The sequence below is a fragment of the Acinetobacter sp. HZNU-JH01 genome, assembly GCF_037996845.1.
GTDB lineage: Bacteria > Pseudomonadota > Gammaproteobacteria > Pseudomonadales > Moraxellaceae > Acinetobacter > Acinetobacter haemolyticus.
The window spans coordinates 291,724-313,367 of sequence record NZ_JBBMZX010000001.1 but is presented as its reverse complement, the minus strand read 5'-3'; the positions used below and the strand labels follow the sequence as shown (position 1 = coordinate 313,367).

30 protein-coding genes are annotated in these 21,644 nt (G+C 36.6%); 18 read left to right on the top strand and 12 right to left on the bottom strand.

Annotation, left to right across the window (positions count from 1 at the left end; genetic code table 11):
- Positions 1 to 41: 41 nt before the first annotated feature.
- The 3 genes from AAC851_RS01560 (at position 42) to AAC851_RS01550 (ending at position 3,776) form a co-directional block, all read left to right on the top strand.
- Positions 42 to 746: a class I SAM-dependent methyltransferase gene (locus AAC851_RS01560; protein ID WP_340600397.1), complete on the top strand. Its 705-nt coding sequence runs from the start codon at positions 42 to 44 to the stop codon at positions 744 to 746.
- A 292-nt stretch (positions 747 to 1,038) separates the two neighbouring features.
- A complete protein-coding gene (locus AAC851_RS01555; protein WP_340600396.1) occupies positions 1,039 to 2,316 on the top strand; it encodes a DcaP family trimeric outer membrane transporter in 1,278 nt (425 codons plus the stop codon).
- A 95-nt stretch (positions 2,317 to 2,411) separates the two neighbouring features.
- Positions 2,412 to 3,776 carry an MFS transporter gene (locus tag AAC851_RS01550; protein WP_125501528.1) on the top strand — a complete coding sequence of 455 codons (1,365 nt, stop codon included), beginning with the start codon at positions 2,412 to 2,414 and terminating at the stop codon, positions 3,774 to 3,776.
- Positions 3,777 to 4,016: 240 nt separating this feature from the next.
- Here AAC851_RS01550 and AAC851_RS01545 read toward each other — a convergent pair whose 3' ends face one another.
- From AAC851_RS01545 to AAC851_RS01525, 5 genes are all read right to left on the bottom strand, one after another.
- Complete coding sequence (locus AAC851_RS01545; protein WP_340600395.1) at positions 4,017 to 5,189, bottom strand: thiolase family protein; 1,173 nt, start codon at positions 5,187 to 5,189, stop codon at positions 4,017 to 4,019.
- A 76-nt stretch (positions 5,190 to 5,265) separates the two neighbouring features.
- Positions 5,266 to 5,913 carry a CoA transferase subunit B gene (locus AAC851_RS01540; RefSeq protein ID WP_113997299.1) on the bottom strand — a complete coding sequence of 216 codons (648 nt, stop codon included), beginning with the start codon at positions 5,911 to 5,913 and terminating at the stop codon, positions 5,266 to 5,268.
- Between the two features lies 1 nt (position 5,914).
- The gene (locus AAC851_RS01535; RefSeq protein ID WP_340600394.1) at positions 5,915 to 6,619 is read right to left on the bottom strand and encodes a CoA transferase subunit A; all 705 of its coding nucleotides are present in this window, start codon (positions 6,617 to 6,619) and stop codon (positions 5,915 to 5,917) included.
- A gap of 230 nt (positions 6,620 to 6,849) precedes the next feature.
- Positions 6,850 to 7,731: a LysR family transcriptional regulator gene (locus tag AAC851_RS01530; protein ID WP_113997301.1), complete on the bottom strand. Its 882-nt coding sequence runs from the start codon at positions 7,729 to 7,731 to the stop codon at positions 6,850 to 6,852.
- A 176-nt stretch (positions 7,732 to 7,907) separates the two neighbouring features.
- Complete coding sequence (locus tag AAC851_RS01525) at positions 7,908 to 8,339, bottom strand: SRPBCC family protein (protein WP_005090537.1); 432 nt, start codon at positions 8,337 to 8,339, stop codon at positions 7,908 to 7,910.
- Between the two features lie 216 nt (positions 8,340 to 8,555).
- Between AAC851_RS01525 and AAC851_RS01520 the strand changes: the two genes are divergently transcribed.
- Positions 8,556 to 10,748 carry a TonB-dependent siderophore receptor gene (locus tag AAC851_RS01520; protein ID WP_340600393.1) on the top strand — a complete coding sequence of 731 codons (2,193 nt, stop codon included), beginning with the start codon at positions 8,556 to 8,558 and terminating at the stop codon, positions 10,746 to 10,748.
- Positions 10,749 to 10,803: 55 nt separating this feature from the next.
- On the opposite strand, the gene AAC851_RS01515 is transcribed toward AAC851_RS01520, so the two are convergent.
- Positions 10,804 to 11,502, bottom strand: a complete 699-nt coding sequence (locus AAC851_RS01515; RefSeq protein ID WP_075315585.1) for a DUF1826 domain-containing protein — start codon at positions 11,500 to 11,502, stop codon at positions 10,804 to 10,806.
- A gap of 237 nt (positions 11,503 to 11,739) precedes the next feature.
- Between AAC851_RS01515 and AAC851_RS01510 the strand changes: the two genes are divergently transcribed.
- From AAC851_RS01510 to AAC851_RS01495, 4 genes are all read left to right on the top strand, one after another.
- Positions 11,740 to 13,071: a type II toxin-antitoxin system HipA family toxin gene (locus AAC851_RS01510; RefSeq protein WP_340600392.1), complete on the top strand. Its 1,332-nt coding sequence runs from the start codon at positions 11,740 to 11,742 to the stop codon at positions 13,069 to 13,071.
- Positions 13,068 to 13,376, top strand: a complete 309-nt coding sequence (locus AAC851_RS01505; protein ID WP_109441361.1) for a helix-turn-helix domain-containing protein — start codon at positions 13,068 to 13,070, stop codon at positions 13,374 to 13,376. Before AAC851_RS01510 ends, AAC851_RS01505 begins: the two co-directional genes overlap by 4 nt.
- Positions 13,377 to 13,477: 101 nt before the next feature.
- Positions 13,478 to 14,119, top strand: coding sequence for a hypothetical protein (locus AAC851_RS01500; RefSeq protein ID WP_160127079.1), 642 nt, complete (start codon positions 13,478 to 13,480; stop codon positions 14,117 to 14,119).
- 34 nt (positions 14,120 to 14,153) lie between these two features.
- Positions 14,154 to 15,275 (top strand): hypothetical protein, encoded by a 1,122-nt coding sequence (locus AAC851_RS01495; RefSeq protein WP_160127077.1) that lies wholly within the window; start codon positions 14,154 to 14,156, stop codon positions 15,273 to 15,275.
- 226 nt (positions 15,276 to 15,501) lie between these two features.
- On the opposite strand, the gene AAC851_RS01490 is transcribed toward AAC851_RS01495, so the two are convergent.
- Together AAC851_RS01490 and AAC851_RS01485 are read right to left on the bottom strand one after the other, a co-directional pair.
- Positions 15,502 to 15,678, bottom strand: coding sequence for a hypothetical protein (locus tag AAC851_RS01490; RefSeq protein WP_340600391.1), 177 nt, complete (start codon positions 15,676 to 15,678; stop codon positions 15,502 to 15,504).
- A complete protein-coding gene (locus AAC851_RS01485) occupies positions 15,678 to 15,872 on the bottom strand; it encodes a hypothetical protein (RefSeq protein ID WP_340600390.1) in 195 nt (64 codons plus the stop codon). Before AAC851_RS01485 ends, AAC851_RS01490 begins: the two co-directional genes overlap by 1 nt.
- A gap of 106 nt (positions 15,873 to 15,978) precedes the next feature.
- Here AAC851_RS01485 and AAC851_RS01480 point away from each other — a divergent pair, with 106 nt between their 5' ends.
- The 3 genes from AAC851_RS01480 to AAC851_RS01470 are packed head-to-tail and all read left to right on the top strand — an operon-like array spanning position 15,979 to position 16,705.
- Positions 15,979 to 16,233: a hypothetical protein gene (locus AAC851_RS01480; RefSeq protein WP_340600389.1), complete on the top strand. Its 255-nt coding sequence runs from the start codon at positions 15,979 to 15,981 to the stop codon at positions 16,231 to 16,233.
- Positions 16,233 to 16,388, top strand: coding sequence for a hypothetical protein (locus tag AAC851_RS01475; protein ID WP_340600377.1), 156 nt, complete (start codon positions 16,233 to 16,235; stop codon positions 16,386 to 16,388). The genes AAC851_RS01480 and AAC851_RS01475 overlap by 1 nt, the downstream gene beginning before the upstream one ends.
- Positions 16,388 to 16,705, top strand: a complete 318-nt coding sequence (locus AAC851_RS01470; protein WP_340600376.1) for a hypothetical protein — start codon at positions 16,388 to 16,390, stop codon at positions 16,703 to 16,705. The genes AAC851_RS01475 and AAC851_RS01470 overlap by 1 nt, the downstream gene beginning before the upstream one ends.
- A 235-nt stretch (positions 16,706 to 16,940) precedes the next feature.
- Here AAC851_RS01470 and AAC851_RS01465 read toward each other — a convergent pair whose 3' ends face one another.
- Positions 16,941 to 17,117 carry a hypothetical protein gene (locus tag AAC851_RS01465; RefSeq protein WP_340600391.1) on the bottom strand — a complete coding sequence of 59 codons (177 nt, stop codon included), beginning with the start codon at positions 17,115 to 17,117 and terminating at the stop codon, positions 16,941 to 16,943.
- A complete protein-coding gene (locus AAC851_RS01460; protein WP_340600390.1) occupies positions 17,117 to 17,311 on the bottom strand; it encodes a hypothetical protein in 195 nt (64 codons plus the stop codon). Before AAC851_RS01460 ends, AAC851_RS01465 begins: the two co-directional genes overlap by 1 nt.
- Before the next feature lie 106 nt (positions 17,312 to 17,417).
- On the opposite strand from AAC851_RS01460, the gene AAC851_RS01455 reads away from it, so the two are divergent.
- The 3 genes from AAC851_RS01455 to AAC851_RS01445 are packed head-to-tail and all read left to right on the top strand — an operon-like array spanning position 17,418 to position 18,144.
- Complete coding sequence (locus AAC851_RS01455; protein WP_340600389.1) at positions 17,418 to 17,672, top strand: hypothetical protein; 255 nt, start codon at positions 17,418 to 17,420, stop codon at positions 17,670 to 17,672.
- Entirely contained in the window at positions 17,672 to 17,827 is a 156-nt protein-coding gene (locus tag AAC851_RS01450) for a hypothetical protein (RefSeq protein ID WP_340600377.1), read from the top strand. The genes AAC851_RS01455 and AAC851_RS01450 overlap by 1 nt, the downstream gene beginning before the upstream one ends.
- The gene (locus tag AAC851_RS01445; protein ID WP_340600376.1) at positions 17,827 to 18,144 is read left to right on the top strand and encodes a hypothetical protein; all 318 of its coding nucleotides are present in this window, start codon (positions 17,827 to 17,829) and stop codon (positions 18,142 to 18,144) included. The genes AAC851_RS01450 and AAC851_RS01445 overlap by 1 nt, the downstream gene beginning before the upstream one ends.
- A gap of 229 nt (positions 18,145 to 18,373) precedes the next feature.
- Here the strand turns inward: AAC851_RS01445 and AAC851_RS01440 are convergent, their stop codons facing one another.
- Together AAC851_RS01440 and AAC851_RS01435 are read right to left on the bottom strand one after the other, a co-directional pair.
- The gene (locus AAC851_RS01440) at positions 18,374 to 18,679 is read right to left on the bottom strand and encodes a hypothetical protein (protein WP_340600380.1); all 306 of its coding nucleotides are present in this window, start codon (positions 18,677 to 18,679) and stop codon (positions 18,374 to 18,376) included.
- Positions 18,680 to 18,695: 16 nt separating this feature from the next.
- Positions 18,696 to 18,902: a hypothetical protein gene (locus tag AAC851_RS01435; protein WP_340600379.1), complete on the bottom strand. Its 207-nt coding sequence runs from the start codon at positions 18,900 to 18,902 to the stop codon at positions 18,696 to 18,698.
- 109 nt (positions 18,903 to 19,011) lie between these two features.
- Between AAC851_RS01435 and AAC851_RS01430 the strand changes: the two genes are divergently transcribed.
- The 4 genes from AAC851_RS01430 to AAC851_RS01415 are packed head-to-tail and all read left to right on the top strand — an operon-like array spanning position 19,012 to position 21,215.
- Positions 19,012 to 19,263: a hypothetical protein gene (locus AAC851_RS01430; RefSeq protein ID WP_340600378.1), complete on the top strand. Its 252-nt coding sequence runs from the start codon at positions 19,012 to 19,014 to the stop codon at positions 19,261 to 19,263.
- Entirely contained in the window at positions 19,263 to 19,418 is a 156-nt protein-coding gene (locus AAC851_RS01425; RefSeq protein WP_340600377.1) for a hypothetical protein, read from the top strand. Before AAC851_RS01430 ends, AAC851_RS01425 begins: the two co-directional genes overlap by 1 nt.
- The gene (locus AAC851_RS01420; RefSeq protein ID WP_340600388.1) at positions 19,418 to 20,932 is read left to right on the top strand and encodes a replication initiation factor domain-containing protein; all 1,515 of its coding nucleotides are present in this window, start codon (positions 19,418 to 19,420) and stop codon (positions 20,930 to 20,932) included. Before AAC851_RS01425 ends, AAC851_RS01420 begins: the two co-directional genes overlap by 1 nt.
- Positions 20,922 to 21,215, top strand: coding sequence for a hypothetical protein (locus tag AAC851_RS01415; protein ID WP_340600387.1), 294 nt, complete (start codon positions 20,922 to 20,924; stop codon positions 21,213 to 21,215). The genes AAC851_RS01420 and AAC851_RS01415 overlap by 11 nt, the downstream gene beginning before the upstream one ends.
- Positions 21,216 to 21,644 lie beyond the last annotated feature (429 nt).

Genomic DNA, 21,644 nt, shown 5'->3' with positions numbered 1-21,644 from the left:
AAGCAGCATTTTAAAGTTGCGCAGGTAAAGGATCGGGGCGCATGGCAAAAGATTTCAGCAGTCCAAGAGTCGTTGAAGAATATGATCAACATATCCGTAAATTAATACCAGGATATGAAATCATTCATCAACAAGTAGATGCGATATTACAGTCTAGATTGAAAGTGGATGCTCATATCCTGATTGTGGGATGTGGGACGGGTTATGAGCTGGAATATCTTTTAAACAGGCATCCGCACTGGAAATTTACAGCGCTTGATCCTTCCTTAGCCATGCTTGAGAAAGCACAGGCGAGAGTTAAACAATTGAGTAATTCCACACAGGTTAAATTTGTTCATGGTGACACTTCAAATTTACCAGATCAAATTTATTTTGATGCAGCTCTAACAATTTTGGTGGCGCATTTTATTGCTGATGAAAACAAGCCTACTTTTTTTACAGAGATCCATGATCATTTAAAAGAAAATGGAATCTTACTGACCTATGATTTGATGACCTGTACAGACCCTCAGCAATTTCAAGCTTTACGTTATGTCTGCTTGGCACAAGGTTTGACTGAAGTGCAATGTCAGAAAATGTTAGAACGAATGGAATGCGATTTTTTCACTGTTTCATTTGATGATTATCGGCAATTACTTCACAGCACAGGTTTTATGGAAGTGCATTCCTATAGCCAAATTTTAATGTATCAAGGATTGATCGCGCAGAAAAAGAGGCGTCAAACGTTTTCTGCACAAGCGTCCTAAACAAGGTCTTGCATCTATGATGAAATAAATATTAAAGGACTCATTTAAACTTATTTTTTACCAAATGGTTAACAGTGGCTTTTATAGCCGCTGCTAGATCTTTTTGTCCTAAAAAAAAGAGTGAGTTTATCAATATCAGTATTTTAAAGGAGGTGAAAACCAAATAAATCAATGTGTTAATGCTTTAAAACAAAAAATGCGATGCAGTGCAATTAACTGCAAAGGATATAACGCAAACAAATAGCGATCTTAAAACGGTATTTAAGATCAAAAAAGAAGGAAACTTATTTTAATGAAAAAGTTCATACTAACGGTGCAAAAAAGCGTGCTAACGCTGTCCATTGTGGCAGTCATGTCATCTGCTCATGCAGCTTCGGAGAGTGCCGAAATTGCACAGCTTCGCCAAGAAGTACAAGAGTTAAGGGCAATGTTGCAACATTATGTACAGCAACCTGCATCGGCACAGCCAGCAAACAATCTAAACACAGCAGCCACTCCAGTAACCACGCAAACACTGACACCTAAACTAAAATCTGGTGCAGAAGTCAGTTTATATGGTTATATCCGTGCCGATGCGTCTTATCAAGCGAAAGGCGCATCCACGATGTACAACAATATCAGTGGTGTACCACTCAAGGATACAGCGGAAGCAGCACAACAAAAAGATCGTTTACATTCAACTGCCAATGTCTCACGCATAGGACTCAATTTCACCACACCAACAGCAGCAGGCGATGTAGGTGGGAAACTAGAAATGGATTTCTTTGGTGGCGCTTCACGCGATCAATTCCGTATCCGTCATGCCTATTTAACCTTTGACAAATGGCTACTGGGTCAAACATGGTCTACTTTCATTGCACCTGAATATTATCCAGAAACGATTGATGCGGCGACCTATGTGGGTGGAGCATTACAACGCTCACCCTTGGTTCGTTATAGTGACAATATTACGGCCAATACCAGCTTTGCATTATCCGTTGAAGATCCTAAATACACAGCAAGCTCTGATCCTGAAAATAAAATGCGTTTACCTGCCTTTGTTGGACGTGTAAATCATAAATTCGAAAATGGTTCGATGCTGTCTGGGCGTAGTTTTGTGGCAGAGAAAAAAACCAGCAATGATGATACTTGGGCATGGGGTGTGGGTATCGGTGGAAAATATCAGTTAACGCCAACAACCTTTCTAAAAGCAGATTATAACCATATCAAAGGCGATGGACGCTTCCTGATGTGGAGCAATAGCAGTTATGCCATTGATGATCAAAACAATATACATAGCAATGAGTTTGATTCCATCTCTACAGGGATCACACATCAATTCACCTCGCAGTTCCGTTCAACCTTAGGCTACGGCTATATGAAAGCCAAAAGTGACAATAGCTTCGCTCGCCTAAATAGAGACAGCTCAAATCAAAATAAAGAATTATGGCAAGGCTGGATTAATGGCATGTACAACCCGTACAAGCCTATCACGCTGGGTATGGAATATGTCTACGGTGAACGTGAAACCTTTGATGGTCGCACAGGGACGGATAACCGCATCAACATGATGGCGAGTTATGACTTTTAATACCAATAAAGCCTTGAATAATAATATTTTTCTTTAAGGTGCATTATGTCGTTTTAAATAATGATTAGGAATTTATCTCATTGAGGAGATGCAGAATGACAACATCTACAGTTAATGTAAATGCAGTAATTGACGAAGCAAAGTTTACGCCTTTTCACTGGAGTATTTTACTTTGGTGTTTATTGATTATTATTTTTGATGGTTACGATCTGGTCATTTATGGTGTGGTTTTACCCTTACTGATGCAGGAGTGGTCACTTACTTCTGTTCAAGCGGGTATGCTCGCCAGTACCGCCTTATGCGGCATGATGTTCGGTGCCATGCTGTTTGGCGCATTGGCAGACAAAATTGGACGTAAAAATGTAATTTTAATTTGTGTGACTTTTTTTAGTGGGTTTACTTTTTTAGGTGCGTTTGCATCTAATCCTTTTGAATTCGGTATTTTACGATTCTTGGCGGGTCTAGGCATTGGTGGGGTAATGCCGAACCTCGTCGCACTTACCTCAGAATATGCCCCTAAACGTATTCGCAGTACCTTAGTCGGCACGATGTTTAGTGGTTACGCAATCGGTGGAATCTTGTCAGCACTGATAGGAAGCTATTTGGTTGAAAGTCAAGGTTGGCAAATCATGTTCTTGATTGCTGGCATACCATTACTTTTATTACCAGTCATGTGGAAATTTTTGCCTGAATCTTTAACCTTTTTAGTTAAAACAGGTAAAACTGAGCAAGCACAAAGCATTGTACAAAAAATCTCACCTCAACAAGCCATCAGCAGCAATACGCGTTTAACGCTAAATGAGGAAAATATTCCAACTGGTAGCTCGGTTAAAGGGTTATTCCAACAAGGTCGCGCATTCAACACACTAATGTTCTGGGTATTGTTCTTTATGTGCCTACTGATGGTATACGCATTAAGTAGTTGGTTACCAAAACTTATGCTTGCAGCAGGATATTCACTCGGCAAGAGTATCTTATTCTTGTTCGCTTTGAATGTTGGTGCAATGATCGGTTCAATCGGTGGTGGTATTCTCTCGGATAAATTCCATTTAAAACCAGTCATCATGGGAATGCTCATGGCTGGTGTAGTGGCACTGATCGGCTTAGGATTTAACTCTCCAGCTTATGTGTTATATGGTTTAGTAACTGTTGCAGGCGCGGCGACCATTGGTACTTCAATCCTTCTTTATAGCTATGTTGCGCAATACTATCCATTGAGTGTTCGCTCGACTGGAATCGGCTGTGCTTCTGGTGTAGGTCGAATTGGTGCAATCGTTGGGCCGATTTTGACAGGGTTGTTATTGACCTTGAACTTACCGCATACCATGAATTTTGTGATGATTTCTATTCCAGCTATGATCGCAATCTGTGCAATATTAAGTTTGAAACGTCATAAATTTGATGAAGAACAACAGGTAGAAGAAGTTAAAACCAATTTAACTGAATCAGGCAATGCTTAATTTAGTTTCTTGTTGATTACCTTTCAATCATTAAAGGCACATCTATTAATTGGATGTGCTTTTTTCTTTAAGTACACATTATTTCCCACTAAATCATAATTCATTCTTGAGTAATTGATTTGTCACAGAGACGATCAAAAATCTTATAAGTTTTAAAGATAAATATTTTAAAAGATTTCAATTTTAAACAGATAAAAAAATGCACCTCTTATCTGAGATGCATTTTTGATTTTTTGAAACTTAAATTTCGATTGCAACAGCAGTTGCTTCACCACCACCAATACACAATGCAGCAACGCCTTTCTTCTTGCCTAGACGTTTTAATGCATAGATCAATGAAAGAATAATACGAGAGCCTGTCGCACCAATCGGATGACCTAAAGCACATGCGCCACCGTGAATATTGACTTTGGCTTCATCGATACCTAACTCATGAATCGGTGCCATAGCCACCATCGCGAAAGCTTCATTGATTTCCCATGCATCAACATCCTCAACTGACCAGCCGGCACGATCAAGTACTTTTTGAATCGCACTGATCGGCGCAATCGTAAACTCACTTGGATGCTGAGAATGGCTCGAAGTGGCTACAATCTTAGCCAACACGTTTAAATCATTTGTTTGTGCATAATCTTCTGTAGAAAGTACCAAAGCGGCGGCACCATCCGAAATCGAACTTGAATTGGCTGCCGTAATCGTACCTTCTTTGCTAAAAGCAGGGCGTAGTGTCGGGATTTTATCGAGATTTGCGTTGAGTGGTTGCTCATCTTGATCAATTACTTCAACACCTTTACGTGTTTTAACTTCAACAGGGACGATTTCATCTTTGAAATATCCTTCTGTAATTGCTGTTTGAGCTTTTTTTAGTGAAGAAATCGCAAAGTTATCCATTTGCTCACGGGTGAAGCCTTTGGTATTTGCCATATCCTGCGCAAACGAACCCATTAAACGACCCGTTTCAGCATCTTCTAAACCATCCAAGAACATATGGTCTTTGATTTCACCATGTCCCATACGGTAGCCACCACGTGCTTTAGGTAAGATATATGGTGCATTGGTCATAGATTCCATACCACCCGTAACCACAATATTTGCACTACCAGCTTTCAATGCATCTGATGCCATCAGAACTGCTTTCATCGCAGAACCACAAAGTTTATTGATGGTCACAGCGCCAACATGATCTGGAATACCCGCTTTACGCATTGCTTGACGAGCAGGGCCTTGACCAATGCCTGCACTTAACACACAGCCAAAAATCACTTCATTGACTTGCTCTGGAGCAATACCCGCACGTTGGATAGATTCACGGATTACAGCAGCACCTAATTCTGGGGCGGTTAAACTAGAAAGACTACCTTGAAAACCGCCCATCGCGGTACGACTACCTGACACAATAACAATAGAACTCATTTTTATATCTCTTTAAATGTATGTTGTCATAAAACTGCACCAGCTCAACAGACTAGAGCAGAATATCTCATCTCATTTATGCCACTAAAGATTTATCAAAAATTAATGGCACACCTGTTACCGCACGAATTTGCTCGAGTGTCACATCTTTTGCGAGTTCAATCAGTTCAACACCTTCAGACGTAATATCCATGACACCTAAATCTGTAATCACACGATGGACAACGGCTTGACCAGTAAGGGGTAAGCTACAGTTTTTCACAATCTTTGGCGTACCGTCTTTCGCACAGTGTTCCATCAGAACCACAACTTTTTGAACACCTGCAACCAAGTCCATTGCACCGCCCATACCTTTGACTTTCTTACCTGGAATCATCCAATTGGCTAAGTCGCCTTGCTCAGAAACTTCCATCGCGCCTAATATCGCAATATTGACATGACCGCCACGGATCATTGCGAAAGATTCTGAACTTGAGAAAAATGCCGCACCCGCACGTGCAGTAATCGTTTGCTTTCCAGCATTGATCAAATCTGCATCTAAGGTTTCTTCAGTAGGAAATGCACCGATACCAAGCAATCCATTTTCAGATTGCAACCATACATTCATATTTTCTGGAATATAGTTGGCAACGAGGGTAGGTAAACCAATACCTAAGTTGACATAGAAGCCATCTTCGAGTTCTTGTGCAGCACGTTGTGCCATTTCATTACGTGACCAAGCCATTTTAAACTGCCTCCGTGCTTAAAGTTTTTTGTTCGATACGTTTTTCAGGTGATGCATTTAAAATAATGCGATTCACATAAATCCCTGGTAAATGGATTTCATCTGGATCTAATTCACCAATCTCAACGATTTGCTCCACCTCAGCGATGGTAATTTTTCCAGCCATTGCACATTCAGGATTAAAGTTCTGCGCCGTCTTACGGAATATTAAATTTCCTGCTTTATCTGCCTTGTAAGCTTTAATAAGAGAAACATCAGCAGTAAGTGATTCTTCTAAAATGTATTTTTTACCATGGAAACTGCGTTCTTCTTTGCCTTCAGCAATCAGAGTTCCCACACCAGTTTTCGTATAAAAAGCTGGAATACCAGCACCACCAGCGCGTAACTTTTCCGCTAATGTTCCTTGTGGAGTTAATTCAACTTCAAGCTCGCCATTTAGATATTGACGTTCGAATTCTTTATTTTCACCAACATAAGATGAGATCATTTTTTTGATCTGTTTGGTATGCAATAAAATACCTAGGCCAAAATCATCCACACCTGCATTATTCGAAATACAAGTCAGACCCGTTACACCGCTTTCTTTAACCGCCACAATGAGCTGTTCAGGAATTCCACATAACCCAAAACCGCCCACGGCAAAGGTTTGGTGATCAGTAACCACATCTTTGATTGCAGCTTCAGCGCTGGCATATACCTTATTCATTCTATTATTGTCCTATTGTCCCTTAGTGATTTAGTTTTAGCATTAGGACTAAGCGTATAGAAGTTGATTTTTCTCAAGGATTAATGAGTTAAATTAATAAATTGATTTTTTTGGATAAATTTTATTCGCAAACAAAGAATAATTAATAAAGCTAAACATTTGAAAATATTTGCAATAAAAATATTTATTTGAGAGTGGGAAATATAAAACCAATTTCAATAATGAGTTATTTAAAATTTATACCTTATCAATGACTCAATAAATTGTGCCGAAATATGTGATATTTCAAAATTCTTTTTATAGACAATACCAACCGTTTTGTGGATGGTTCCATCTTCAAGTTCAAGTAATACATTTTCTGTTAAATCAATATGCTTGGCAAAATGACGAGGAATCGCGCTTACCCCAATACCATGCGCAACAAAACTGGATAATGAAGAAATCTGATGGCATTCGATTTTTAAATCCAAAGTCATATTGTTGCGTAAACAATTTTGCTCAACTAGGTGACGAACAATTGATGGCTTTTGTAGGGTAATAAAAGGATTGGCAAACAATTGTTGCCACGTAATACGTGCTTTGTCTGCTAAGGGATGATTTTTAGGAAGTAAGGCCAGAAAATCTTCATCAAACAAAGGAACAAACTCTAAGCCTTCGGTCAGTTCTGGTTCAAAACAAATACCTAACTCAAAGATACCATCTTGAACTTTTTCAATAATGGTTTCATTTGGAATATCGTGGATCGAGAAATTGAGGTTTGGATGCTCAGATAAAAAAGAATGAATCACATCGGGCAAGATCGCATGTGTAAAGAAAGGCATCGAGGCGATACTCAGCGTACCGCGATTTAATTTAAAACGTTGTTTAACGTCATTTTCCATTTCATCCCAATTCGCCAGTAGTTTTTTTGCGTAGGGAATGAGGGATTTACCTTCTTGAGTCAATTCAACACGGCGCGTGTTGCGATTAAAAAGTTTACCGCCGAGTTCTTCCTCTAAACTTTTGATACTTAGACTTAAAGCAGATTGGCTCAAATGAAGCTCTAGCGAAGCATTGGCATAATTTAAAGTACGCGCAAGTGCCAAAAATGCCTTTAACTGCTTAAGTGTCATCTCTTTCCCTGAGTGAAGTTGTTGAATAGCTCTAATTTATCGTAAAAATCAGCTAAATGTTATTTTAGACATTAATTTTCAAAGAAAAGTTGATCTATACAGCAAACAAAAACTCCCACAATCAGAAATTATGGGAGTTAAGATTAAAATTAGAGAATACGGAGTTTCTCTAAAACTTATACTTTTAGTTTTTTAAGTCCACGGCTTACACCATTTTGTAATGCGAATTTAACGATCGGACCAATAAATGGCACACGACCCTTAAAGCTAATCGTATAGTCCAAACGACTACGATTATTTCCCAGATCAGTAAACTTCATCACACCTCGATGCGCTTTGATCGGTGCGATACCACTGGTAATTGCGTATTCAATGAGTTCATTTTCTTTATACACCAAATTTGTTTCGACAAATGAAGGCGTCAGTGGAATAGATAGCTTACGTGCTGAGCCAACCCCATTACGTGCATCTTGACCATCGCTCAAACGAGTCACTTTTGCTGGAGCGAAAAGTTTATTTAAATTTTCATGTTCACTGAGAATCGCAAATACCTTCTCGACAGGTGCATTGAACTCTTGAGTGATATTGACTTGTTGCATTTTTAGCATAGCAATTCCTTTCTTTTTTAATTTGACATGATGAATTGTCATTTTTAAATACTAACACGGTTTGGCTGAACTGGTCATTTTGTTTGTCGGATTATCCGAGTAGCTAAAAATTCAGATATATGTAAGCGAATATACTTGTTCAATCCAATAAAATTGTGAATACTCATGCCACAAAGTTGAAGCTATAAAATTATTTTTTTGGGGTTAAGCAATACTGTGAAAACTTTTCCATTTTCTCGTTTACAAAGCGCATTATTAGCCGTAGGTTCATTTTCTTACCTCGGATTTAGTTCAACAATAGCATATGCGGAACAAGAAAATGAGATACAACGTCTCCCAACAATTACAGTTACAGCTGAGCAAAATGCCAACCACCAGAACAGCGTAAATTTATCTGGTTTTGCTGAACAAACCATTGCCAAAATCCCTGCATCAATCAATCTTATTAATGCCGACCTTATTGCAGATCAACACGCAAAAACGCTAAAAGATATTGTAAAAAATGATGCGGCGGTCGGCGAGGGCTACGCACCTATCGGCTATTATTCAAACTTTGTGATGCGTGGTTTTGCGCTCAATCTAGGATCAAGTTATCTACTCAATGGTAACGTGTTGAGAGGCGAACAAAACGTAGCGCTAGAAAATAAAGAACAAGTAGAAATCTTAAAAGGTATTAGCGCGATTCAAAGTGGTATGTCTACACCCGGCGGAGTTGTTAACTATGTGACTAAACGACCAAAAGACATTCGTTCAGTTACGCTAGAAACAGATAGTCAGGGTGGTTATCGTGTCGCAACGGATATCGGTGATATGCTGGGTGAAAATCAACAATTTGGCTATCGAATCAATTTAGCTCACGAAGAGATTCATCCATATGTAGAGCATACCAATGGGAAGCGTCTTTTTGGTTCAGTTGCTTTGGACTGGCAGATTTCTGATGATTCAAAACTTGAGTTTGATATTGAATCACAGCGCCAACGTCAGCGCTCGGTACCAGGCTATCAATTATTAGATGGGCAAACTGTACCGAATAATGTGGAATGGGATCGTCTACTGGGTTATCAAAGTTGGAGTAAACCCGTTACTAATGAAAGTCTGAATACGAGTTTAAAATATACGCATCGTCTCAATGATGATTGGACAGCAAACTTATCTGCTTCGCAAAGCCGTGTGGTCGTTGATGACTATTCAGCATTCCCATGGGGTTGTTATAGTGAGATTTGTGAATTTACAGGTTTAGGCAATACCTTTGATCAAAACGGTAACTACGATATTTATGATTTCCGTAGTCCAGATGATAGTTATTTAACAAATCAGTTTAAAACAGGCTTAAATGGAAAATTCCAAACAGGTACATGGCAACATAACTTAAATATCGAGTTATCTCATACCTATAAACGACGTGCACAATATGATGCAATCAATGAACTCGTTGGTACGGGTAATATCTACAACAATACAGTGAACTATGCACCTACAGATGTAGCCTTAGGCAATCGATATAAATCCCTTGATAGTCAGCAAACCGCATTAAATCTACTAGACCAAATCCGTTTTAATGACTCATGGTCTGTACTCATGGGAGGAAAAATCCTTTCTTTAGATGAAAAGGCTTATGATGCAGCGGCGAATAAGATTCGTGATACAGATTTAAATCGATTCTTGCCACAATTTGCAGTGATGTATCAACCTTGGGAAAATACGCAAGTTTATACATCATTTAGCAAAGGTCTAAGTGATGGTGGACAAGCGCCGTGGTATGCATTCGGTAATGAAGAAAAAGGAATTGTCGGGAATGCATTTGAAACACTTGCCCCAATCAAATCCACCCAATATGAAGTGGGTATCAAACATCAATTACCATCTATGTTGCTTACAGCAGCAATATTTAATCTAGAGCAAGACCATCAATATACCAATGCTAATAATTATTACTTAACTGATGGCAAACAACATAACATAGGCTTAGAACTAGGCCTGCAAGGTAAGATAACTGAAAATTTCGATATAACCTCAACTTTGGCACTGACGCGTTCACGCTTAAAAGAGATCAGTGTCTCTGAATATCAAGGTCATCAAACCCAAAATGTTCCGAAAGTACGTTTTGCAAGTTATTTATCGTATCAATTGCCACAAGTGGAAGGCTTAAGACTACTGGCTGGTATGCAATACAGTTCAAGTAAATATGCTAATAAAATAGGCAGCGTAAAAGTTCCAAGCTACACAGTTTTTAATGCTGGTACTGCCTACAATTTCAATGCATATGGTTATGAAAATACGTTGAGATTCAATGTTGATAATCTATTCAATAAAAAATATTGGAGAGATGCAGGAAGCTTCTTTGGGGATGATTATTTGTTCCTAGGCGCTCCACGTACCGCACAGTTGTCTTGGAGCATAAATTTCTGATTGATCGGCCATCTTGAAAGTGAATATAATATACACTCATCGATTTGTTCATGATTTAACAGATCAACAGCAGTCTATATTCATTTTCTTTTTCGATAGGCGCACGATGCACACAAGGTAAAACGTGTTGTGATGGATGGTCAACGGCCAATCGCCATAGATGGCCTAAACCTAAACTCACAGGTTTTGTATTTGGTTTAGGTTGATAATGCAAATCAAAGAAATTTTCTTCTAGAAAATTATCAAACTCATTTTCCAGACCATGATGTAGTTGCTTAAGTTTTTCTCTAATTTCAGGAATCAAAATCTTTTGCTCGACCTGATCGTTTGACAACATCTCACTTGCTGCACCATGGTAAGTACATAAAAAAGTATCAGTGGGAATAGGCGAGCGATCGACATGAAATGAATAAACATCTGTCGAAATAAAATCAAACTCATCATCTCGATCGTAGTTTTGGATCAAGTTAAGCACTGGTGATGCACCGAGAGCTGTTAATTGCTGAATATCCGCAATAATAATTTCTCTTGCTAAATTACCATTTTCTGAAAGTTGTAATGCTAAAAGCTCGTCAACAGAAACCTCTGTAATATTCTCTTTTATCTCAATTTTTCCTACAATCTCTTGAAAATCACCAACTAAGTTTCTATACCAACAAATTGCATTACTTTCTCCTTGAAAATTGGAATCAATAAGCTCAGAAAAAGTAGAAACCACGCTAATTTGCTTGTAATCAGAAAAACTATTCTTCATTTAAGCACTAAATTCATAAGTAAATAGGTGCCTAATCATACACTCTTCTTTAGTTGCTTGAGTGCTCTTAGATAAGGGCGAATAAAGTAATTTTGAATAAATTAAATGCGTATTGAATAAATAGAAAATGAGAAAAATTATGCTCATAAAATCATGTAACAAACATTTTTGAGCAAATATATTCACAAAAAACAAATTTTATAGTATTTTTGAGAAAATAGTTGCTCATTTATATCAATGCAAAAATTAACAATACAGGCTTTACTCGACCAGAATTGGTTAGATATCGCTGAACTTAAACTATTAGAACCTAAGCTGGGCTCAGCAAGCGCCAGTGAATTGGTCTACGAGTTGGAATACGCAATCCAAAATCTGGACAAGCGAGATGAACATGCCTGTAGTCTCTCACTTCCTGTACAAATACTTATAAACCATGAATCTAGCTCATGGTTTGGTTTTTTGGATGATATTGTTCCTTCAGGCGCAGCACGCCGTTATTGGGTCAATTTTTTAGGCTTACAACGACTCACTTATGCTGAGCAAGATAGTATTTTATTGGAAAAGGGTGGAATTGCGCCCGTAGGAAACTTGCGAATTAAAGAAGCTCTTCCGCCTATAAATCCTGACTCTACTTTGCATTTACGTTATTTTAGTCAAAATGATGTTGCTGATCGAAATGTTGATTTTCTTGAGTATGCACAGCAAATGGGCGCGATTAGTGGTGGTGCAACAGGAGCGGGTGGTGAAGCTCCCAAGTTACTGATTCGCGCGACAAAAGATCAAAATATTTGGATTGACACCTATCAACAAAACTTTGATCAACCTGATCAACACTATTTAGTTAAATTTCCTCGAAATAATCGTAGTGAGATCGACTGCAATATTCTCAGAGCGGAATACTATTACTATCAAGAACTAAAAGAATTAGGTTTCAATACCATTGAAACAACAGAAATGAAGCTGATCGAAGGTGAAAAATATCCATCATTGTGGTTGCCAAGATTTGATGTGGAATGGCGCAATCAATGTTGGCAACGTCATGGTCTAGAATCTGTTTATTCAGTATTAAATAAGGCTTCAGGAAGTCATCTTAATCATTTTGAAGTAATAGACAACCTATGTGATTTGCTGACTGTGATTGATTCAAATTTTGATTCCACACAATTCATTTGTGAATGGTTACAAAGAGATTTGCTCAATATTATTTTTGGTAATTCTGATAATCATGGGCGAAATACCTCATTTCTAAAAAAATCTGGAAAAATTTCACTTGCTCCAATTTATGATTTTGCACCAATGAAAGCTGATCCAGAAGTCGTGACAAGATCAACGACATGGGGAAGTCCTTATGAAGAAGGAGGAGAGTATCGTTGGGAGCAAATTACCCAGAAACTTGCACATTTATGCGATCCAAATTTGTCTATGAATACATTAAAATCATTAGCAAACAATCTTGTTGGGCTAAAACAACGGTTAATTGATAAAGGTGTCCCAAAACAGATTATGGAGATGCCAGCACTTTCATTCGATTATGTTGAAGCTAAATTAGAAAGATGGGAACTATTATGAATATAAAAAATCAGCCTCAAGATCGCCAGCAAGTTCTTATTGATCTATATATGCAGTACTTATTGAATGAAATTACCTTGGGGCAATTATTGGCGTATTTGCGAAAAAATATACTTGGCATGTCTCAGGAACAATACGCAAATTTGGTCGGTGTCAGTCGCAGAACATTAACGGACATAGAACAAGACAAAGGAAAACTCACTCAATCTGTCCTGGATAAAGTATTTAAGCCACTCGGATTACAAGCAGGTCTTGTACCGACACATGAGCATATTGTGAGGAAGATTATTAAATCATCAGAGTGATATGAAATCAGTATGTGTTTTCACTTAAATAAGCCACGTAGATGTATAAATTGAACTTTAATTATATATACCTTATATTTTATTTGGATTAGTAAAAAGTTATGAATACTGATAAAGACTCTATAAAAGCAAGTGCTGAGTTATTGGAAGTAGTAATAGACACTTTTGTCACTCCAGATGGCTTAGCTAAAGATCTTCCAGTTGTTGGAACTATCTTTTCTTTAGCAGAAGCCTGCAATAGTTTTAGGAATAAAAGATTTGCAAAAAGAGTTACTACATTTCTAAATAATTTTAATTCTGAAGAATTCGAAAAATTTAAAAAAATGATAGCTAAAAAGAGTAATGAAGATCTAGGTGAAGAAATTTTAAGTGTAATAGAAAATTTAGAGAAAGAAGAGCAAGTACATATGGTTGCTAGAGCAACTAAAAATCATATCAATTTGATAGAAGGTGGAAATTCATCGGAATCTGTTAAATATATTTTTGATCATAATATCCATATAATTAAAAGGTTAGACAGTCATGCTTTAACTGGACTTCATGCTATTTATGGTGAAAGTAATTCAACAAGAATCAACTCAGTTGATCACTTTCTGTTTAGTTTAGGATTGTTAGAAATGAATATAATTGATATGGCTCCAGTTGGTGGTGTTTCATTGCCATATCATCAATTCAGTCCTTGTGAAGAAGGAAAAAAATTTTATTGGAAAATAATTCGTACTAATGAAAGTAGTTCTAATTAACTTAAATAACTCAATATATATTGGATGATTTTAGATGAATAGTGATTGGCCACACGTCCGTAGAGAAGTACACTTGTTAGGAGGTGTTTTTGCGGTTAACTCTCCAGAAAATAAGGATCAGGTATTTATTTTTCCTAATTCTTTTGCAAATAAAACACCTTTAATTACTTTAAAGTCTTTTGGGCAACTTTATATTGGGTTAGAAAAATTTGGTTTAAAAGCGATAGGTACTGAATTTTTATATCATACAATTCACTTTGATGGGTCTGCTTTACCTGAGTTTAGATTTAATTCTTCTTACAAAGATACTAACTGGTTACATGATTACGCAAGACAAGCTTGGGGTGAAATTTCTTTTTCATCATACAAAATTCAACACGGTCATTTATTCGACTTATCAAAAAGAATACAGTATCTGATAAATAGTTTAAATAATTCTTTTTTTGAATTATCAATGTCTTATAGAAATCAACTAAATGCTAGAGTGATAAAAAAAGAATTGAAAATTGGTCAAAAGTTTGAAGATGCTTTCTCTCAGTTAATATATGATAAATTCCAAATTTTCTTATTTAATGCCTGTATATTAAGAGATTATATTTCCGAGTTTGTCTTTCATTATATAGTTCCTGATGAACTAAAATTAGAAAAACATATGACAACAACATCAAGAATTTATAAGAAATATTATAAAGACAGGAGTGTAGAAACCGATTTTGATAAATATTTTAAAGAAATATGTTCTCCAACAGGATGGCTTCAAAAATTAGGAGCATATAGAGATTTAGTAATGCATGCTTGCCCACTAAGCATGCCAAACAAAAGAGCTTTTATACGATTAGGTTCTATTAGTTTATCTGATAGTAATCAGTTACCAAGAATTATAGCTCCAATACCTAAGAATCCTGATTTAATTTCAATTGAGAGAAATAGATTTGAATATTTTTCAGATTTTACAACTCTTATAGATCAGTATTTTGATCGATCTAATGACGAAGAAGAGTCTATAGATCTACTGGAGTATTCTGTCGAAGTAATGGAGAATTTTGCAAAACTATTATACGAAACCATCCCATTGTCACCAGTAGATGGACAGAAGATGATATTTGGTCGACATAATATAATAGGTGAATTCAAGTTTACCTCAAGTAATTCTTAAACAAGCCACACCGACTTGCGTAAGATCGAATGATACGTAAGTCGAGTAGCGGTCTGATTTCTGCATAACTTATATTATGTTACTTAGGATACTCAGCAACGTGAATTATGATCGTAGAGATTCACGTTGCTGAGCTGTAGCTACAAACAGTGTTGTTAGGCTACAGTCTCGGATATTCTATTTAACATAATGGGATATTATGCGACTTCAGTGACTATTGAAAACGTTATTCTTTTTGATTTTTTACATCTATTTTTACACTTATATCTTTGTTTTTAAAATACTTATAAATATACATCATTCCCCAGAATATGATAACGGAGAGGGCTCCTTTAAAGAAACCTCCCCAGAAAATCATTGAGCTAATTTTGCATTGAACGTCGTTGAAATTTTGTAAATCCATTAGTCGTCTTTCCCTAATACTTCTGATCGGTATCTCATTACTTCGTCTGCTTTGAGATTTTTTAGGTGGTATTTAATTAAAGCATGTATTACGTCTGTCTCTTTCATTAATGATTTTTTTTCCACCACAAATTTCATCAAGGTTTCTTTAACGTCCTCAACTTCTTCTGTTCTTAATTTATATACTTTGCTCATAACTAAGTTACCAAGTTAATTTATTTCATTTTAACAATGTTAAATGGTTGACAAGTTTATTTTAAATTTTGTTTAATGTTTTAAACAAAGTTAAAAAGTAACTTTTATGATAAATGTAACTTTTAAAGACCGACAGGAATTCATACAAGCAGCCTTCGATGAGATTGCTCGCATCGTGTCAGAACATGGCAATGCATGTGTAGAAGCATGTGTTCCAGCCATTCCTACTGAACGTTGTTTAGAGCAGTTGGCTGTAGTTGCTTCCGACTGGTCGTATGACTACACCAAGATTGATGCGTATTTAGATACTTATAAAAAATTTAACACTGAAATTTCAGAATATTTAGAGGGTGAGTGCTAATGGAAAAGCCAATTCATTGTGAAATCTGTGGTGTCTTAACAACAGATGAAACGCTTCATTATTACAGTAAAGGTCGTCGAGAGACTGCTATTCACATGCATTTATGTTCTGACTGCTGTGAACATGAATTTAATCGTCCAGATGAGGATGAGTAATGATTGCTAATGCCCACACTCAGAAATTAGTTGATTCACTTGAACAACGTATCTCTAAATTTGAGAGTAAAAAGCCAATTTCTCAGAAAGCACTTCAATCTGATTTGAACAAGATGCGTATCTTCATCAAGTCATACTTTGAATTAAATCTAATTACCCAAGAACAACAAAAATCATGGTCAGACAGAGTAGATGCTGCTCAAGTTCGCTATGAGGAAAAACCTGTTCAAAAAACAATCAAAAACAAAGAAAACACAAAGGAAAGCCTCACAAATTTAGCTCGAGCAACCCCCATTTATAATATGCGGTTAAAGTAGGTAGGTAACACTGTTACTGAAGAACATAGGCTCTAATGATGGTGTCCTGATTTTGCATAATATTTGTTATGTTACATAGAGGACGTTTGACTAGGTTTGATTAAGTAGTATCAGCTATCTTAATTAAATTTAGTCAAACGCGGCACGCACAATCAGCAGTGAATAGCGTGCCGTTCTTTGAATCTTCTATTTAACATAATGGGATATTATGCGACTTCAGTGACTATTGAAAACGTTATTCTTTTTGATTTTTTACATCTATTTTTACACTTATATCTTTGTTTTTAAAATACTTATAAATATACATCATTCCCCAGAATATGATAACGGAGAGGGCTCCTTTAAAGAAACCTCCCCAGAAAATCATTGAGCTAATTTTGCATTGAACGTCGTTGAAATTTTGTAAATCCATTAGTCGTCTTTCCCTAATACTTCTGATCGGTATCTCATTACTTCGTCTGCTTTGAGATTTTTTAGGTGGTATTTAATTAAAGCATGTATTACGTCTGTCTCTTTCATTAATGATTTTTTTTCCACCACAAATTTCATCAAGGTTTCTTTAACGTCCTCAACTTCTTCTGTTCTTAATTTATATACTTTGCTCATAACTAAGTTACCAAGTTAATTTATTTCATTTTAACAATGTTAAATGGTTGACAAGTTTATTTTAAATTTTGTTTAATGTTTTAAACAAAGTTAAAAAGTAACTTTTATGATAAATGTAACTTTTAAAGACCGACAGGAATTCATACAAGCAGCCTTCGATGAGATTGCTCGCATCGTGTCAGAACATGGCAATGCATGTGTAGAAGCATGTGTTCCAGCCATTCCTACTGAACGTTGTTTAGAGCAGTTGGCTGTAGTTGCTTCCGACTGGTCGTATGACTACACCAAGATTGATGCGTATTTAGATACTTATAAAAAATTTAACACTGAAATTTCAGAATATTTAGAGGGTGAGTGCTAATGGAAAAGCCAATTCATTGTGAAATCTGTGGTGTCTTAACAACAGATGAAACGCTTCATTATTACAGTAAAGGTCGTCGAGAGACTGCTATTCACATGCATTTATGTTCTGACTGCTGTGAACATGAATTTAATCGTCCAGATGAGGATGAGTAATGATTGCTAATGCCCACACTCAGAAATTAGTTGATTCACTTGAACAACGTATCTCTAAATTTGAGAGTAAAAAGCCAATTTCTCAGAAAGCACTTCAATCTGATTTGAACAAGATGCGTATCTTCATCAAGTCATACTTTGAATTAAATCTAATTACCCAAGAACAACAAAAATCATGGTCAGACAGAGTAGATGCTGCTCAAGTTCGCTATGAGGAAAAACCTGTTCAAAAAACAATCAAAAACAAAGAAAACACAAAGGAAAGCCTCACAAATTTAGCTCGAGCAACCCCCATTTATAATATGCGGTTAAAGTAGGTGGGTAACACTGTTACTGGAGAATATAGGCTCTAATGATGGTGTCCTGATTTTGCATAATATTTGTTATGTTACATAGAGGACGTTTGACTGGGTTTGATTAAGTAGTACCAGCTATCTTAATTAAATTTAGTCAAACGCGGCACGCACAATTAGTAGTGAATAGCGTGCCGTTCTTTGAATCTTCTATTTAACATAATGGGATATTATGCGACTTCAGTGACGGTATTTATTCAACAGGGGATATTTCTATTTTTTCCTTGCCTGCTTTGGTCGTTTTTATAACTTTGCAAATTCTTCCTGAGCTTCGATTTGCTTCTAATATTTTTAATACCATTTCAGCATCAGGAATATCATCATAAATATATGAATCTTTGTTTGTTTTTATTGTTGGACTTTGCAATCTTGTATAGCCAATTTTTTGAGAATCTCTTTTTTTAGCATTAAACTTAAATTCAAAGTTTTGCACATATCCATTGGGTTCTCCATTGAATAGGAATTCCACCGCATATCCAAGTTGCTCAATTTTATCCATTATTTCTTTCTCCGCATTAGTCAGGTTTTTTTATTTCTTCAATATATTTTGTTACATCTTTAGCCTTCAATTCACCTAAGTGCTTGTAAACTAACGCATTAATTATATCGGCTTCTTCGATTCTTTCTTTTGTTTCAACTATGAAATCAATTGATTTCTTTTTAATGTCCTCAATGAATTCTCCGCGAACACGATAAGCTTTTGATAAGTCAGTTTTTTTCATAAAACACCATTACAGCATTACTTAGGATTCTGTTATTTTGTCACGAATTGATTTGTAACGTGTAATGCTGTAAAGTTTCTCCAATAAAATTACATGTAATGTGATTACAATGAATATAATTTTTAGTGATCGACAATCCTTTATTCAGGCAGCCTTTGATGAGGTGGCTCGCATCGTGTCAGAACATGGCAATGCATGTGTAGAAGCATGTGTTCCAGCTATTCCTACAGAACGTTGTTTAGAGCAGTTGGCTGTAGTTGCTTCTGACTGGTCGTATGACTACACCAAGATTGATGCGTATTTAGATACTTATAAAAAATTTAACGCTGAAATTTCAGAATATTTAGAGGGTGAGTGCTAATGGAAAAGCCAATTCATTGTGAAATCTGTGGTGTCTTAACAACAGATGAAACGCTTCATTATTACAGTAAAGGTCGTCGAGAGACTGCTATTCACATGCATTTATGTTCTGACTGCTGTGAACATGAATTTAATCGTCCAGATGAGGATGAGTAATGATTGCTAATGCCCACACTCAGAAATTAGTTGATTCACTTGAACAACGTATCTCTAAATTTGAGAGTAAAAAGCCAATTTCTCAGAAAGCACTTCAATCTGATTTGAACAAGATGCGTATCTTCATCAAGTCATACTTTGAATTAAATCTAATTACCCAAGAACAACAAAAATCATGGTCAGACAGAGTAGATGCTGCTCAAGTTCGCTATGAGGAAAAACCTGTTCAAAAAACAATCAAAAACAAAGAAAACACAAAGGAAAGCCTCACAAATTTAGCTCGAGCAACCCCCATTTATAATATGGGGGTTACGGTAGTGGATGAGACCACTGACACAAGCACAGTTGCCGATATTCGTCTTCAGACAGATCAATATACATTTCCGCGTAAGCTGGATAATACAAAAATCATTGCTACTGAACGTGGTAACGTTCCAATTCTTCATTCTGTACCTTGTGACCGTGAAGGCTTTGCCTCTATTGACTGGGTGTCCATTGGTTTTGGTCAAGAAACACTTGGTGATGAGTATTTTTCAATTAACCCTGATGAGGCTGAAAGTATTCTTACATATGCGATTGAGACTTTTTTAGACCAACATTTATATGAAATTTTTGGCTTTGGTTTAGGTCTTAAACGTGAAAAGGGGATGCACCGTCATAAATATGGTTACGTACTTCAAAATGACTTTGGTCTTGTTTTGTACGGCACTATTTCAAAGAGAATTACCATACAAATCAATGGTACAGGCTGCGCTAATGCTCGTAAGGGTTGGGAAAAGCGTTTACATGAGTGGCTAAACAATTCTGCCCGTCGCCCTAAAATTACTCGTGTTGACCTTGCTCATGATGATTTCGAAGGTCGATTTTTAAATGTTGATGTCGCTAACCAATGGGACAACATATACGGTTTTTGGTGCGGTGGCCGTGAACCTGAAGTTCAACATTTTGGCTCTTGGAAAAGAATCAATGGTAAGGGTAGAACCTTATCAATTGGCAATCGTACCAGTGGGAAATATTGTCGAATTTATGAAAAAGGCAAAAAGGAGGGCAATCCTCTCTCACTTTGGACTAGGGCAGAAGTTGAGTTCAAATCTAATGATCGTTATATCCCGTTTGACGTTCTACTTCGTCCTTCTCGTTATTTCCTCGGTGCTTATCCTTGTTTTGAATGGCTTTATGTCCAGTTAGGTAATGATTTCATTACACCTGAAAAGACAGAAGTTATTAAAAAACAATCAGAAATTAGTTGGAATAAAGCATTAGAGATTACCAAAGTCCAGTTTGGTAAATATATCCGCCAATTTGCAAAGTTCTATGAACCTGATGAGCTTATACAAGTTCTTTCTTCAGATAAGGACGAAGTCCCTAAACGTCTGAAATTCTCACATGTCGCTGTTGTTCAGTCGATACGTTCAAAACAACCAATTGAAACACATTTAGATGAATTGCCTTTATTTGTGGGCGTTCCTCTTGTTAATCAATCTTCATATAAGGAATTTATCCATGCAATTTAAAACACAACTCGTTGTTCTTGGTGCTAAGTCTAGTAAGGGTGAATATAACGGTCGTCCTTTTGATTCGACGACTGTTTTTTATCAAGCTGAATTACAGGATGGTGAAAATTTTGCGGGCCAGGTGGGGGCTGATTTTAAGTGGGGTACGTCTGCCAATTTTGAAAAGATCAAAAATCAAAAATTTCCGTTTATGGCGGATTGTGTTCTTGAGCAGGTTTCAAACGGTAAAACAACTGTCACGATCTTAAAAGAACTTACTCCAGTTCCTCAACCTGCTAAATGACATGGCGTAGGTCAGCATATGGTTATGGAACGGTAGCTTATAACCGCAATGTTGGGGCTTTGGATAAAAAACGACTTGAAAGTTTGAATCAGTACCTAGAGGAATATATGCAGTATTTACAATCTCTTAGTACTGATCAACATGACAAGATCAACAATATAAAACAATTAATATGGGTTATAGATAATGAATATCGATGTTCTAGATGAAGATGGCGCAAGCAATATTGCACATCCTGATATTTTTTCAAAACCCAAATAGGAATTTTATGGAATACATAGTTTGGTACTTCTTTTTAACAAGTGTTGCTATTCATTTGTATTTCTTAATCAAGTTTTTACTGCAGGTGATTCAAATTGGCTTACGTTTGCGAATCAATACAGATCATTGATGCTGTTCAATATGGTGTGAATTGTATACAGGGTGGGG

Excerpts from the sequence above, each read along its gene's own strand:
- AAC851_RS01450 (WP_340600377.1), top strand. The coding sequence starts at position 17,672 with ATGGAAAAGCCAATTCATTGTGAAATCTGTGGTGTCTTAACAACAGAT.
- AAC851_RS01555 (WP_340600396.1), top strand. The coding sequence starts at position 1,039 with ATGAAAAAGTTCATACTAACGGTGCAAAAAAGCGTGCTAACGCTGTCC.
- AAC851_RS01490 (WP_340600391.1), bottom strand. The coding sequence starts at position 15,678 with ATGGATTTACAAAATTTCAACGACGTTCAATGCAAAATTAGCTCAATG.
- AAC851_RS01420 (WP_340600388.1), top strand. The coding sequence starts at position 19,418 with ATGATTGCTAATGCCCACACTCAGAAATTAGTTGATTCACTTGAACAA.
- AAC851_RS01530 (WP_113997301.1), bottom strand. The coding sequence starts at position 7,731 with ATGACACTTAAGCAGTTAAAGGCATTTTTGGCACTTGCGCGTACTTTA.
- AAC851_RS01485 (WP_340600390.1), bottom strand. The coding sequence starts at position 15,872 with ATGAGCAAAGTATATAAATTAAGAACAGAAGAAGTTGAGGACGTTAAA.
- AAC851_RS01515 (WP_075315585.1), bottom strand. The coding sequence starts at position 11,502 with ATGAAGAATAGTTTTTCTGATTACAAGCAAATTAGCGTGGTTTCTACT.
- AAC851_RS01460 (WP_340600390.1), bottom strand. The coding sequence starts at position 17,311 with ATGAGCAAAGTATATAAATTAAGAACAGAAGAAGTTGAGGACGTTAAA.
- AAC851_RS01510 (WP_340600392.1), top strand. The coding sequence starts at position 11,740 with ATGCAAAAATTAACAATACAGGCTTTACTCGACCAGAATTGGTTAGAT.
- AAC851_RS01495 (WP_160127077.1), top strand. The coding sequence starts at position 14,154 with ATGAATAGTGATTGGCCACACGTCCGTAGAGAAGTACACTTGTTAGGA.
- AAC851_RS01465 (WP_340600391.1), bottom strand. The coding sequence starts at position 17,117 with ATGGATTTACAAAATTTCAACGACGTTCAATGCAAAATTAGCTCAATG.
- AAC851_RS01525 (WP_005090537.1), bottom strand. The coding sequence starts at position 8,339 with ATGCTAAAAATGCAACAAGTCAATATCACTCAAGAGTTCAATGCACCT.
- AAC851_RS01540 (WP_113997299.1), bottom strand. The coding sequence starts at position 5,913 with ATGGCTTGGTCACGTAATGAAATGGCACAACGTGCTGCACAAGAACTC.
- AAC851_RS01560 (WP_340600397.1), top strand. The coding sequence starts at position 42 with ATGGCAAAAGATTTCAGCAGTCCAAGAGTCGTTGAAGAATATGATCAA.
- AAC851_RS01425 (WP_340600377.1), top strand. The coding sequence starts at position 19,263 with ATGGAAAAGCCAATTCATTGTGAAATCTGTGGTGTCTTAACAACAGAT.
- AAC851_RS01445 (WP_340600376.1), top strand. The coding sequence starts at position 17,827 with ATGATTGCTAATGCCCACACTCAGAAATTAGTTGATTCACTTGAACAA.
- AAC851_RS01415 (WP_340600387.1), top strand. The coding sequence starts at position 20,922 with ATGCAATTTAAAACACAACTCGTTGTTCTTGGTGCTAAGTCTAGTAAG.
- AAC851_RS01440 (WP_340600380.1), bottom strand. The coding sequence starts at position 18,679 with ATGGATAAAATTGAGCAACTTGGATATGCGGTGGAATTCCTATTCAAT.
- AAC851_RS01545 (WP_340600395.1), bottom strand. The coding sequence starts at position 5,189 with ATGAGTTCTATTGTTATTGTGTCAGGTAGTCGTACCGCGATGGGCGGT.
- AAC851_RS01430 (WP_340600378.1), top strand. The coding sequence starts at position 19,012 with ATGAATATAATTTTTAGTGATCGACAATCCTTTATTCAGGCAGCCTTT.
- AAC851_RS01550 (WP_125501528.1), top strand. The coding sequence starts at position 2,412 with ATGACAACATCTACAGTTAATGTAAATGCAGTAATTGACGAAGCAAAG.
- AAC851_RS01505 (WP_109441361.1), top strand. The coding sequence starts at position 13,068 with ATGAATATAAAAAATCAGCCTCAAGATCGCCAGCAAGTTCTTATTGAT.
- AAC851_RS01480 (WP_340600389.1), top strand. The coding sequence starts at position 15,979 with ATGATAAATGTAACTTTTAAAGACCGACAGGAATTCATACAAGCAGCC.
- AAC851_RS01435 (WP_340600379.1), bottom strand. The coding sequence starts at position 18,902 with ATGAAAAAAACTGACTTATCAAAAGCTTATCGTGTTCGCGGAGAATTC.
- AAC851_RS01500 (WP_160127079.1), top strand. The coding sequence starts at position 13,478 with ATGAATACTGATAAAGACTCTATAAAAGCAAGTGCTGAGTTATTGGAA.
- AAC851_RS01455 (WP_340600389.1), top strand. The coding sequence starts at position 17,418 with ATGATAAATGTAACTTTTAAAGACCGACAGGAATTCATACAAGCAGCC.
- AAC851_RS01470 (WP_340600376.1), top strand. The coding sequence starts at position 16,388 with ATGATTGCTAATGCCCACACTCAGAAATTAGTTGATTCACTTGAACAA.
- AAC851_RS01475 (WP_340600377.1), top strand. The coding sequence starts at position 16,233 with ATGGAAAAGCCAATTCATTGTGAAATCTGTGGTGTCTTAACAACAGAT.
- AAC851_RS01535 (WP_340600394.1), bottom strand. The coding sequence starts at position 6,619 with ATGAATAAGGTATATGCCAGCGCTGAAGCTGCAATCAAAGATGTGGTT.